Origin of the sequence: Lewinella sp. 4G2 (genome assembly GCF_001625015.1) — a bacterium.
Classification (GTDB): Bacteria; Bacteroidota; Bacteroidia; order Chitinophagales; family Saprospiraceae; genus Neolewinella.
In genome coordinates this window covers 938,222-951,472 of the sequence record NZ_LVWJ02000014.1, presented here as the reverse complement: position 1 = coordinate 951,472, position 13,251 = coordinate 938,222, and the positions used below count along the sequence as shown (strand labels likewise).

Below are 13,251 nucleotides of genomic sequence, written 5' to 3'. Positions count from 1 at the left end.
TCACCCAAAACTGGCCATATTTGGACAATTGTCAATAATTCTTAATTCGTTATCTTCAGTTTACAAGATTTTGATTTTTAGCACGGAATTGACTCCTTTAACCCAAACCACCCACCACCTATGCAACACCTTTTACTTCTTCTCTTCCTCACCATCACCACGAGCCACGTAAAGGTCCAGGCGGCCCCGACACACCAGAACCTTGACGTCCTGACCGACGTGCATTCACCACTAGACGCTGAGCAAAGCAACGCTGTTCTTTCGACCGTTAGCCAAATCCAGCAAGACTCCTTACCCTTTTTACACCCCACCAGCACTTGGAGCCACATCGATTTTGCGGATAACGCAGAAGTCAATAAGGACACAACTACGCGCTACCGTATGGCGCCGGAAGCAACTGATCTGGACGCCATTTACGGAAGCGGACCCTACTATAGTTTACAGTATGCGAAATCGATACCTACGGATGCGATGTTTAAGGATGCGGGGATTTTCTTTTGGGATGATGCTGGCGTAATTCGCTACGCCGTCCCCGACCCCGATGAATTCAATGAAACAACCGCAGAAGAACTGCTACTCCCCTTTAGGCTAATTAGAGATACGGGTGTGCTGTACGACTTTAACCTTACCGTAGGCGATACCTTCCAGCCACCCACCATGTTTGACTTTGGCGCTAGCAATGCGCCCGATGAACTTCTAGTCAGTAGTATTGATACGGTGCTGCTCGAGAATGGTGAGGCCCGCCGGCAGTGGTCTTTCGATCTGTTAGTTGGAGGCCAAAACTTTGGACCTTGGTCTGAATGGATAGGAGGCATTGGTGATGAAACTTCATTCTTCGGCCCAGCCTTTGCCGGAGTGCTAGACGGAGGAGGTCCTTTACTTCAGTGTTTTCAGTCCGATGAAGAGATCTTGCTAAGCCGTGGTGACCGTTGTGATCGAACGACGAGTATCGCTCATCCTGCACTAAATGCTATTAGTCCGCTGCTACTCTACCCCAATCCCTCTACTGGTGTTGTTCGTTTTGAATCAGTGGAGAATGCGGAGTCCGTTTATGTCTATAATTCGCTAGGTCGATTGGTGCATGCTGCACCCACTGTTGAGCGCACCTTGCATCTTGATCACTTGCCGGCGGGGGTGTATTCGGTTGTGGTGGTTGATGGGGAGGGGGTTGCTCGGGTGGGGCGGTTGGTTTTGGGGGGATTGAGGGATACTTTATTACTTTATAATTACAACCCCACTACAAACGTTCACGCAATCATAATCCATGTATTTTCTTCGCCTTTTCTTGTGTCTTAGATTACTATAGTCCCTCAAACATATAAGCATTTCAGAAACCCAGTCTGTAGAATTTAAACTATTAATATCTATAAATGCTTCTTGGCTAATTTTCAAGTCGTCGAAGAATATGTCAATATCAGGGTTTTCGAACCCAATTAATCTATACATTTTAGACGTCAACTGATTGAAACCCAGTAAATACCTGCAGCCGGTGGCTTTGCTACCACTATAAATCGTATAAAATATACACTCCATCTCTTTCAAAGAGTCTATTTCAACTGCTCTAGATTTCATCTGTTCGCAGAGATCTTCACCCATGTCTAATGAAATATAGTTTGGCATTGAGAGAAGTTGAGCTGCTTCTATCAGTACGTCATTGGAAAATTCAGATTGACCATCTAAACTACTTAACTGAATCATCCCGTAAAGAATGACGAATAAAGCAAGTCTAAATTTAATTACTGTCATAATAGTGATTTTGTTATCGAACAACGGGCTCGACTGGCTTCAGAAGAATGGGGATAGCAGCAGTTTGAAAATTATTTGGATAGGCTCGTGTAAATTTATCCGCGAGCACACCTGATTGGTCTCCATTTCTAAGTAAAGGCCGTTTACTAACCCCCCAAAAAGCAACTAAACGCCAAGCATAATCATCACCCAGGATCCCTACACCCCCCGCGCCCCAACAATCAAAACCAACCCCAAAACAAACAACCCGAACATAAACCCAATCAACTTATTCGTCCCCGCCGGGGCCGTTTTAAACTCTTTCCAGATGAAAACGCCCCAGGCGGCGGCCACCATCGTCGCGCCCTGGCCGAGGCCGTAACTGATGGCGAAACCAGCCTTTTCGGAAGCGATGAGGCTCAGGCTCATACCCGTCCCCCAGATCAAGCCACCCAGGATGCCGATGAAGTGGAGCTTGGGCGTCCCCAGTTTGAAGTAGTCGGCGTAACTCACTGCCGCGCCCTCCACTGGCCGGTACATGAAGTAGGTATTCCACACGAAGTTGGACGCCAGGATGCCCAGCGAAAACACGAACACGGCGCTGTACGGCGTGAGTAAGCCGGCGGCGGGGTTCACGAAGTCCGTCGCGGTAGCCGCGGCCACGAAGCGGAAGAAGAAACCCATCAGCACCCCACCCGCCACGGCCAGCGACAAACCCTTGGTGGTGGACGACGCACCTTCCCCCGGCAAACGTTTATAAATGAGGGCATCCACGATGATGGCCACCGTCACCAGGCCCACCCCGAGGAAGAGCAACAGCGGATCCCCCAACGGGTTGGCGACGTAATTCACGATCACCCCCAGCACCAAAGCGATCCCAATCCCGACCGGAAAGGCCACCGCCATCCCCGACACCGCGATGGCCGCCACGATCAGCAAATTAGCCAGGTTGAAGATCACCCCACCCAGGAAAGCCGACCCAAAGGCGCTGCCACTGCCCTGCTGCAGGTCTTCCACGAAGGAGCGGCCCTCCTCCCCAACACTCCCCAGCGTAAAGCCAAACAGCAGCGTCAGTAACACGATCCCGATCACGTAGTCCCAGTAAAACAAGGGAAAGGCCCACGAGCGGGACGCCAATTTCTGGGTATTCGCCCAGGAGCCCCAACAAAACATCGTGACGATACAAAGAACAACGGCCAGGCCGTAGGAAGCAGGAATAAACATTAGTGCGGATGGATTTTGTCAGTAAGTTATTAATTCCACGTAAGAGTCCTACCCCAAATCCTCCCGCCGCGGCGCCGACACCTGCGCCCCCAGGATCCCAACGCTGTACGCCGCCGCCCGGTTAGCGAAGCGGACGGCCTCCAACAAACCCTTCCCCTCCGTCAATGCCACCACCAGCGCGCCGTTGAAGGTATCCCCCGCCGCCGTTGTATCCACGGCCTTTACTTTTTGGGTGGGTACGAGCTCCGCCACGCCCTCCGCCAACGCGTACGCCCCCTGGCTCCCCATTGTGATGATCACCTTGTCCACGCCCCGGCCCCGCAGTACCCCGGCAGCCCGGTGGGCACTTTCCGCGTCCGTAACCTCCACCCCCGTCAGCAACTCCGCCTCAATGGCGTTCGGGGTGATCAGGTGCAACCGCCCCAGCAGTTTGTCGTTCAGCTCCCGCGCGGGCGCCGGGTTCAGCACCAGTTCGTAGCCAAAAGTTGCGGCCCGTTCCGCCAACCATTCCACCACCGCCAGCGGCGTTTCCAGTTGTACCAGCACGTACCGCGCCGCCCCCAACCGCGCACCCGCTGCCGCCAGGTCCTCCGTATTCAAGCGATCATTAGCCCCCAGCGCTACGGAGATGGAGTTCTCCCCCTCCCGGTCCACCATAATGAGCGCCACCCCGGAGGCCGCCTCCGCGTCCGCCACCACGTAGTCCACGTCAATCCCCACTTCCAAAAAACCCGCCTTCGCCTGCCGCCCGAACAGGTCGTCCCCCACCCGCGCCACGAAGGTCACCGTACCACCCAGCTTCGCCGCCGCCACCGCCTGGTTCGCCCCTTTCCCTCCGGGATGCATCGAAAACGCCCCACCCAGCACCGTCTCCCCCGCCGCGGGCAAATGCCCCGATTGCACCACCATATCCGTATTACTACTCCCGACGACTACTATTCCTGTGCGATTCATGCTGCTGGATTTTATGGGATTAAGATAGAACGTTGTGAGTATTTAGAGTTGCGAGTTTCAAGTTGCGAGTATCGAGTATTGAGTTGCAAGTTGTAAGTAACGAGTCTCGAGTACACCCTTGAACCGTAACTACCCTCCAGGTTCTTGAAACGGCCGACGCAGGAAGTTCTTCAAGCGGCCGGTGTTGGATTGCGAGGTTTAGAGTTTCGAGTGGCAAGTATCGAGTTGCGAGGTATCTCGTACGAACGCAGTGAGCATCCTCATGCGGTAGCCAATCAGTCCTCACTTATCGAGATTCGAGTATCGAGAATCCTTTGAGAATCAAAACCTCGCTTGCACAACAACCCGCCCCACATGCACCACCGCCGCCTCCCCCGTCTGCCGCCCATCATAGCTCACCGTCAGTTGCAGATAATCGTTCAATTCCCGCGTCGCGCCCACGTTCCACAGCAGGTTGCGGCCGGGTTGTAAGCCCTGCAATAATGCAAACCCGACGGGGCTCCGCGCGTCGCCTTCCAGGTCGATCTCGACCCACCGGAAGCTCGTCGTCAGCCACTGGTTGAAGTTGCCTTCCACGCTCATTTCCACCCGGTTCGTGCGCTCGCCCTGCCCCGCCGCGAGGGTATTTTCTTCCGTGGCGAGCGTGAGGCGGCTCACCACGCTCACCTTCCCCGGTTGCCAGTTCAGGCTGGGTTCGATGGCCAGGCGGTCGATCCGGTAATCCTTATTGTTGAAAAATTCCGAGTCGGCCGTCCGCCGGCCATTTTCTAGGGCGGCCTCGATGCTCAGTTGGTCGTTCGGCCGCACGCGGGCGCGCAGCGTCCAGTCCTCGTTCCGGATCGCTTCGTAACCCGTCGTCAGTACCTGCCGCCGCCGCTGGTCATTGCGTGATAGCTGGACGTCATAAACGGGGTTAGCCCGGTTAAAAAAGAGACCGTGGCGCTGCCGCAGGTTCAAAGCGGTAAGGCTAGAATCAGGAACACCCAGTTGCAGCGGATTCCAGGAGTCAATGTCAGGATCATCCCTCGTTTTCCGGTCGATCAGTACGGACGTGTTGGCGCTGAAGCGACGGAAAAATTTCTTCACCCCCGTGGCCTCCCGCCAGATCCGGGACGGGTCCCAATTCACCGACTGGTTTAGGGATACATTATCCGTACGGATAAAATCATTCGTAAAGACGCTCACCCGCACGTAATCCGCGATGTCCGGGAAAGGGGAGATCTCCATCTCGTTGGGCTGGATCCGCCCGTCGTTGTTGTACAGGCTATCCTGCCAGATGTACTGCCCCTGGCCGGCCCCGACGAACAGGTACTGGAAGTCCACCCGCGGCTCCTGCCCGCTCCCCACCTGGTAGGTGGTCTGGGCCCGCAAACTCCGTTGGAGGGCATTCACCCGTAAATCTAGCCGCCCCAGGAAGGTACTGCTCTGGGTATCGTCCACCAACTCATCGTTCAGGACGTCGAGGCTCCGGTAAGTAACGTTGCCCCCCAGTTGGACGTGCTCGTTCGCCTGGTAATTCCCCTCCGCGCTCACCTCCGTAGCGCTGGTGCTCCCCGCCAGTTCGGAGCCGAGGGGGAGTTTGTCCTCCCGCCGGTTGGCCCCCAGGGCGAGGCGGTACTTTTCGTTGGTGGGCGTCTCGATCCCCACGGCGTACTTATCAAACTGAAAGGAAAAGGGGGAAAGGGTATCCACCGCCATCTCCTGCCGCAGGGCCCGCTCCCCGGCGTAGCTCCCGGTCAGCGACCAACCTCCCCACCGGTCGAACACCTTCGTCACCGCCAGGCTCGGTTGGCGGAAGCTGCCCTCCGCGCCATCCTCCTCACTTTCGAGGTAGTTGAACTTCCCCGCCACGCGCCAGCCCGCCGTAAGAATTTGAGTACTCCCCACGTGCCGACGGCCCAGGTAATTCGCCCCCCGGCTGAACTGCTCGTAATCATAATCCAGCCGCCCCAAGTCCGCCCGGACGAGCCCCAGCCCACCCCCGGCAATGCGTTCGACGCGCCGCTCGGGCTGGACGGTCCCCAAACGGTTACTCAGGTTCCAGTTCCGGAAGAATTCCGGCGAACGGTAGGGATTGATGGGGTTGAACGTCTTCCCCACGTACTCAAAGTGGCCACGCGTAGCGAGGGACCAAGCGAGGCTGTCGGAACCGATTTGGAAATCCTTTTGGTAGTCCAGGCGCAAGGCGCTGCCGTTGTCGTCCTCACTGTCGACGTCGCTAAACCGGTTGAGGTCCAGCTTCGTGGCCGAGGCCTCCATGCTGATGCTGCCTCCGCCCTTCAGGTAGTAGGCGCCCCCGGCGGAAATGAGTTGCTGTTGCCCCGGCGCGACGAGGTCGATCAGGGGCGCGAAGCTGCCGTTGGGGAGGCAGGTTTCCGCGTCGCTCCCGACGAAACGGTAGACGCGTTCGTTGGCGGGCCGGTCCGGGTCCAATTCGTACTCCCCGCCGTTGGGGCCCCGGTCGGTGAAGGTGGCCACGTAGGTACCGGTGGAGGAGGCGAGCAGGTAAAAGGTATCCCGCGTCTCCGCCCCGCAGGCGTAGCTGGTGTCGCGCAGTTCGTAGGTTGCCCGGATCTCGGAGCGGCCACCGAGGGTGTCCAGACTGAAGATGGGAATGCCTTCGGCCAGATCCCCCGCCTCACTGAGCCGTTGCCGTTGGAGGCTGGTGAGTTCCAGGTCCCCCGTCGCTGTGCGGCTGTCCTGCTGGGTGTAGCCGTTCACGTAGGCGCTGAAGCGTTCCGCGTCGAAGTGGGAAGAAGCCGTGGCGAGTGTCCGGACGTACCGCTGGTCCGCAAATTCGTACTCCGCCGTGATGCGGCTATCCCGGGTGATGAGCCGCCGCGTCGTAAAGGTGAGCTCGGCCAGGTTGTAGTCGATGACGTAGTCCCCGTCCAACCCCCGCACCAGCAGGTTGCCGTCCAGGAAGATCCGTTCGGTACCGGCCAGGACGATGAGGAAGCGCTGGCTGCCCGTCCCCGTCAGTTTGTAAGGCCCCTGGTTGCCCTCGATGGGGGTGATCTGCTGGCGGGTGAATTGGCCGCGGGCGATGGCGACGCTACTGCTAGTCTTCAGTCTGAAGTCTTTAGTCTGTAGTTCCGCGTCCACCGCCCGTCCCACTTCCTCTGCACCTGCGGCAGCGCCCGGATTTGCTTCTCTGGCCAGTGTTGGGGTGCCGATCTCCGTGGAAAAGGTCGCACCCTCCAGCTTCTTGTAGTAGCGAAGGAAGTAGCCTTCGGGGTTGCGCAGTTCGTAATCGCCAGCCGTGAGTTGGGTGCGGTTTTTGCGGAGTTGGATGAAGATCTTGTCGAACTCCCGCAACTGCTGGGTCGTGCCCTCGGGCTGGATGGGCAGGCTCTCGTCGGTGATGGCCGCCGAGACTTCGATGCCGTTGCCCAGCTCGCCGTCCAGCTGCAAATTGAAGGCGGAATTGAGCACCAGATCCTGGCGGTTGCCCACGCTGATGCCCCGGGTGAAGCTACCGTTCGTCCGCACCTTCCCGTCGTTCCCTAGGAGGTTCGGCCGCACGTAATCGTCGTAACTACCGATCACCAACCCGGCCTCCTCGCGGATGAGTTGGGTAGAATCCAGGAAACGCGCCCGCTCGCCCAGCGTAAACGGCAGCACCCGGTACCGCGCCCGCAAAATGCTGTCGGGCAGCGCGTCTGGCGTGACGTTCCAGGCCAGGTAACGCCCCGTAAGCGTATAGTCTGCGGGATCGACGGGCACCCCGAGCCGCGAAAACAGTTGCAGGGAGCCGGGCGCGACCGTCAGCGTATCCACCAACTGCCCGGGGAAGACGACCGGCAGCAACGTATCCCGCAAATTAGACAGCTCCGACTGAGCCCCCAGCCCACCCGAGATCAGCAGCCACACCGGCAACAACACCAGCAGCCAGTTCCATTTGGGGAAGACCTTCACGGGGTGGGAACGAATTGCACCGGGGGTTTGGTTTTCCGGGGCTGGCTTGGCTAACATTATTCGTCCGGGGCTTTGCGCACATGTAGAGGGCTACTGTTTTCGACAAGGGGGAAAAGGAGGTTAAGGAGGAAAAGAAGGTGCTGCCGCACGCGCCATACCTCTTTTTCCTCTTTATCGCCCTATCCTTCTTGTTGAAAACCTAACGCAGCAAGCAGAATTCGCACTACAACCGCACCACCCGCACCACATTAGACCTACCCCCACGCTGCAGCACCACCGTATACAAGCCCGCCGGCACATCCGCCAAAATAAGGGATAGATCAGTAACGCCAATTGGCGCCTGACCTTGTTGCACCAACTGGCCAGTAGCGTTGAAAACTACGTAATCCGTAACGACGGGTGCTGACCGGAGAGCCAGCTTTACCCGCCCATCCGTAGGGTTAGGAAAAGCGCTGGCCACGAACTGGTCCCCGCCGGGGCTGGTGATGGAAGTGGCGCCGCTTACGACGTCAATGTCCGTTTTCTCGATGTTAGAGATCCGCTCGTTCCAGCCGCCCCCGGTGGTGGCGATGAGGGTTTGGAACTGGTAATCGTCCGCGGCAATCGGCACGTCGTTCGGGATGGCCACCGGGATGGAAACGGTGCCTTCACCCTGGGTCACGGCCAAGCGGGCTTCCTGGAAGACGGTATAGGGGTTGCGGTCGTACTGAAAGTAAATCACGATATCGCGGTTGGTGGCCGATTCGTAAGTCACCTCTACGTTGACGGTCTCGCCCTGGCGGACGATATCCGGCGCCACGACGGCCAGGATGGCGTCTCCACCCAAATCGGGCTCTCCACCACAATCGGCGGGCCCGGCGTCTCCGGCCACGAGTTCCGCGAAGCCGTATTCGTCCCGATCCGGCAGTCCGTTGAGGGCGTCGACTACGCCGTTGTAGGCGGCCTTGGGTACGTAGTTGCCTTCGAAGATGGCCGCATCCTGGCAGCCGTTGAAGGGCGGATTGTTGGTAAGCGTGATCCAGTTATCCTCATCCCGCAAGCCCCAGAAAAGTAGCTCCCGACAGTTGGGTTGGGAAAGGGCCATGGCGACGAATTCCCGGAAAGCTGTTTCCTGAAAGGCTTCCGGCCGGCCGTTGTTACAGATCCGAATATCGAGCTCGGTGATGGCTACGTCCAGCCCCGCCGCATCGAGGTCCTCCATCGTTTGGCGGACGCTCCGGAGGAAACTCGTATTCATCGCCCCGGTGCTGCTTACCAGGTTACTCAGGACGAAGTGGGACTGAAAACCAATCCCATCCACCGGCGCCCCACACGCCCGCAGCGCTTTGAATTTGGACCGCATGAATCCATTCTTGCTGTTCGTGGAAGAACCGAAACGCTCGATGGAGTAATCGTTGTAATACAGGCGGGAATTGGGCTGCGCCTCCCGCGCCCAGACGAAGAGCATCTTGATGTAATTCTCGTAGGTGGCCGTCCCCCAACTCGTTTCTGAGCCGTCGTTGGCCTTGCGATACCAGGTGCCGGGGCGCCAGGTAGCGGGGAAATTATCCGAGATGGCTTCGTTGATGACGTCCCACTCCTCAATCCGATCGCCGGCGACCTGGCCAAGGGCGAGAATGTACTTCCGGGAAAAGTCGAATACCTGCTCCGCCGTCCAACTCGGTGCGCTGTTGTTGAGCCACGCGGGGGCCTGGCTGAACCAGATCATGGCGTGCCCCCGCTTGCGAAGTCCCTGCCAGCCGGAGCGGCTGAGGAAAGTTTCCATCTGGCTCGTCCGGAGTTGCCCCCGCAGTTGGTCCACCGTCAACTCGTGGATGTTCGCCGGCTCGCGGAAGGGGAGCACGAAGGACATCTTCATGTAGTTCTCCAGCACCGCCGCGTTGTATTCGCCGCGGAGGTTCGCGTCCGCCCGGCCACCGTTAAACCCAGCGGGGTTATCCAGGTGCTGGTTACTGATGATGTTGCCGACGTAGACCTTCTTCTGGTCCGCAATGTCCTTCAGTGGCGTCTGGGCCGAAAGGGAAACCACGGCAGTGAACGTGGCGAAGAGGAGGCAGATCCGGGTAATCGTCGAGCGCATGTTGATCGTTTTGGGAAAGCCCAAGATGCCCCATTTCCCAACCAATTCACACCGCCAAGCGGACATTTGGCTACGGATTGGGCCTCCCCCAAAAGAATGGCCAAGCACCCAGCCCCCCCAACGTAGGTGAGTATGGGTAGCCTGGCCTTTCCCGCCGAAATTGCAATCGGTTGGGGTTGTTTCTTGGTTTGGCTACGCGGGTTAGGCCCTATTAAGCTGCAACAATATTTAGTTTTCGACAGGGTGAATAAGAAGATTAAGAAGAAAAAGAAGGTGCTACCGCGCGTGTCACACCCCTTATTCCTCTTTATCGCCCTATCCTTCTTGTAGAAAACCTTGCGTAGCAAGCAAACGCTATTGTTTTCGACAAGGGGGAAAAGAAGGATAAGAAGAAAAAGAAGTTGCTGCCGCGCGTGTCACACCCCTTATTCCTCTTTATCTCCCTATCCTTCTTGTTGAAAACACTTGCGCAGCAAGCAAACGCTATTGTTTTCGACAAGGTGAATAAGAAGGTTAAGGAGAAAAAGGAGGTGCTGCCGCAAGTGCCACACCCCTTATTCCTCCTTATCTCCCTATCCTTCTTGTAGAAAACACTTGCGCAGCAAGCAACCCACTAACAACAAAGATTACTCACCAATCCCGAAGCCGTCCCCCGGTACCCCAGCGAGCTCAGGAATACCACCGTCCGGCTAGCCTCCCCCGTTACGTAGCGGAGGCGGTAATCTGGCGCGCCATCACCATCGATGTCGCCCGAGCCAGTGTACTCCACCGCATCAGCGTAGGGGAAGGGTGGAACCAGGGGAATCTCCCCACCATCCGTCACTACGCTAAAGGAGGGGCCTTCCGCGTAAGTATCCACGCCGGGTGTTTCCAATTGCAGGCCAGGGGCGCTGACGACCTCCGGCGCATCCGGCCCGTCGTACCCACTGTAGATGAGGGAGTGCTTGGTGAAGCCCTCCGCCTTAAAGGTGTGGGGGCGCAGCGGCGCTTTACTGCCGACGATGAACAACAGGTCCCGCGCCGGGCGGGCGCTGATGAGCAGGGCTGCCTCAAAATCGAGGGCGGCGGTGAAGTACCCGACTTCCGCCTTGCGGAGGGCCAGCAGCCCGGGGCCGGCATCGTAAACGCCGTAGAAGTTGTACTTACCGGGGTGGTAAATAGCCCCGTGGTTGTCTTCCCCCGGCGTGAGGAGGACGAGTTCAGGCTCCACCTCGTTGGCGTCGTCGTCAAAGACGGTTGGGGGCGTGAAGTACTCGGTGAGGTAGGCATCGAAGACGAAGCCGGTATCGCGGCCGTACTTGACGCGGACCCACTGGCCGCTGACGTCCTGCGGAAAGTACTCGGCGCGCTTGCCCGGCTCGTCGTACCGGTAGTAGTTGCGGATGGTCGTGGCCGTCATTTGCCCGTAGTCACAGGGGTCGAAGACATCCACGGTTTCGCCGAACGGGACGCCGGTGATGACCTCCGATCCGGAATACGGTGCGGTACGGAGCAACAGGCCATTGGTAGCGACGACCGTATTGCGGTCGGGGTTTACGTTCTGGGCCGCCAGGGAGCCACCGAAGGTGACGAAAGCGATCAGGCAGGCGGCGGTTTGGATGAGGTAACGGAACATAGTAGTACGTTTTGGTTACCCCAAATTTGGGGGTGGCGGGCAGCGGTAAAATCCCCCAATTAGGATTCGCGGGGGTTGGGGTAGGATTCGTTCCGCCAGCCCCTGGTCCGGTTTGCGAACGGAAATCTCTCCCCAGACTTACCTTCGGCCCCCATGAAAAAGCACCTCGTAGAAATCAAGGCCACCTCCACCGATCACGACCGTCAGCGGGCATTGCTGCTGGACCGACAGGCCGACTTCCGGGGTACTGACCACCAGGTGGACCACTACTTCAACGTCCCCGACGGGCGGCTGAAACTGCGGCACGGCACCATCGAGCAATCCCTCATCTTCTACCAACGGAACAACCAGGCGGGGCCGAAGGACAGCCACGTCAACCTCACCGTCCTCTCCGGCGAGGCCGAGGCCCAACAACTGGCCGCTACCCTGGACGCCGCCCTCGGCACCTGGGTCAAAGTGGACAAGCACCGCGAAATCTACTTCATCGATAACGTCAAATTCCACCTCGATACCGTCGTCGGGCTGGGTACCTTCATCGAGATCGAGGCCATCGGCGACGACCCATCGGAACACGATGCGCTACTCGCCCAGTGCCAGCATTACGTGGCGTACCTGGGCGTTGGGGAGGCGGATTTGATCCAAAATTCTTACAGTGATCTGTTAGCGGTTTAACGCTTACCCACCCAGTGCCTTCCATCCCCCGCTGTGCACCTGCGGCAGCGCCGGATCGAGATTGGCGTAGGGATAACGGACGCCGGTGAGAAAAAGCCCTTCCGGCGGCGCGCGCTTGAAGCGTTCCTCGCGCTCACCCGTTTTGAGCCAGTCAAGTAGTTCCGCGGTGGTGGTTTGCCCGGTCCCGACGGCAATGATATCGCTGGCCAAAATGCGGATCATGCCCCGCAAAAAGCGGTTGGCCACGAAGCGGAGCCGGTAGCGCGTGCCCGTCGCCTCGTCCGTAAACAGCTGGATGTTGGTGACGCGGCAGACCGTCGTGTTGTGCTTCTCCGGCGTCTTGCAGAAGGCGTAGAAATCGTGCTCGCCCACCAGATGCGGTAGGAGTTGGGCGCTCAACGCGGGTGCAAAGTTGGGGAGGTCGTGAAGCGAAGAAAAGCGTTCCAGGAAGGCGTCCGGCCAGGCGTGGAAAAAGTAATCGTAGGTCCGTTCCGTAGCGTCGAACCGGGCGTGGGCCTTTTCCGGTACCGGGAAACAATCGTGGGCCGCAATCCCCTTCGGCAGTTGCTTGTTGAGGATGAAGAGGTACCGATCCGGCAACGCCCCTTCGGTGCGGAAGTGCCCGTAGTACTGGGTGGCATGCACCCCGGCGTCCGTCCGCCCGCACCCATTAAAGGTCACCTTCGCCCGGTGGATGCGGCTCAGCGTATCCTCGATGGCACTCTGCACCGTGATGAGCCCGCCCGGTTGCCACTGGTAGCCCTGGTAGTTGGTGCCGTCGTAGGAGAGTTGGAGGTAGTGGTTGGGCATTTTTTTAGTCTGTGGTCTGTAGTCTGTGGTCTGCAGACGTTAGGTTTTGAAGCGTCCGGGTGAGCAGCAAACTCCACAGCTGGCCGGACGCTTGGAGGAACTCAACTCTTGCTGCGCGCGAGTTGACCACGCTCCAAGGTCCTTAAAGAAATATAACCATTCAATCAACTACCAAAATCCACAGGACCTTGGAGCGTTCGACGTAGGAGATCCTCCAAGCGTCCGGATGAACAGCAAACTCCGCGGCTGAATA

Annotated in this window: 8 protein-coding genes; 2 read left to right on the top strand and 6 right to left on the bottom strand. The window is 58.1% G+C overall.

All coding sequences use genetic code 11. From position 1 onward, the window contains the following. The first annotated feature begins 120 nt into the window (after window positions 1–120). On the top strand, window positions 121–1,296 hold the full coding sequence (locus A3850_RS05285; RefSeq protein WP_068214840.1) for a T9SS type A sorting domain-containing protein: 1,176 nt from the start codon (window positions 121–123) through the stop codon (window positions 1,294–1,296). 648 nt (window positions 1,297–1,944) lie between these two features. Here the strand turns inward: A3850_RS05285 and A3850_RS05280 are convergent. The 5 genes from A3850_RS05280 to A3850_RS05255 all read right to left on the bottom strand — a co-directional run bounded on the left by A3850_RS05280 (window position 1,945) and on the right by A3850_RS05255 (window position 11,516). Continuing rightward, window positions 1,945–2,949 (bottom strand): multidrug DMT transporter permease, encoded by a 1,005-nt coding sequence (locus A3850_RS05280; protein ID WP_068214839.1) that lies wholly within the window; start codon window positions 2,947–2,949, stop codon window positions 1,945–1,947. 48 nt (window positions 2,950–2,997) lie between these two features. Further along, window positions 2,998–3,903 carry a ribokinase gene (rbsK, locus tag A3850_RS05275; RefSeq protein WP_197493991.1) on the bottom strand — a complete coding sequence of 302 codons (906 nt, stop codon included), beginning with the start codon at window positions 3,901–3,903 and terminating at the stop codon, window positions 2,998–3,000. A gap of 321 nt (window positions 3,904–4,224) precedes the next feature. Next, window positions 4,225–7,878, bottom strand: a complete 3,654-nt coding sequence (locus A3850_RS05270; RefSeq protein WP_068214837.1) for a hypothetical protein — start codon at window positions 7,876–7,878, stop codon at window positions 4,225–4,227. Window positions 7,879–8,044: 166 nt separating this feature from the next. Next, complete coding sequence (locus A3850_RS05265) at window positions 8,045–9,901, bottom strand: endo-1,4-beta-xylanase (RefSeq protein WP_197493990.1); 1,857 nt, start codon at window positions 9,899–9,901, stop codon at window positions 8,045–8,047. A gap of 613 nt (window positions 9,902–10,514) precedes the next feature. Then, window positions 10,515–11,516 (bottom strand): SH3 domain-containing protein, encoded by a 1,002-nt coding sequence (locus A3850_RS05255; RefSeq protein ID WP_068214834.1) that lies wholly within the window; start codon window positions 11,514–11,516, stop codon window positions 10,515–10,517. 153 nt (window positions 11,517–11,669) lie between these two features. Between A3850_RS05255 and A3850_RS05250 the strand changes: the two genes are divergently transcribed. Then, window positions 11,670–12,188 (top strand): class IV adenylate cyclase, encoded by a 519-nt coding sequence (locus A3850_RS05250; protein WP_068214833.1) that lies wholly within the window; start codon window positions 11,670–11,672, stop codon window positions 12,186–12,188. Between the two features lie 3 nt (window positions 12,189–12,191). On the opposite strand, the gene A3850_RS05245 is transcribed toward A3850_RS05250, so the two are convergent. After that, window positions 12,192–12,998, bottom strand: a complete 807-nt coding sequence (locus tag A3850_RS05245) for a tRNA pseudouridine(38-40) synthase TruA (RefSeq protein WP_068214832.1) — start codon at window positions 12,996–12,998, stop codon at window positions 12,192–12,194. Window positions 12,999–13,251: the final 253 nt, after the last annotated feature.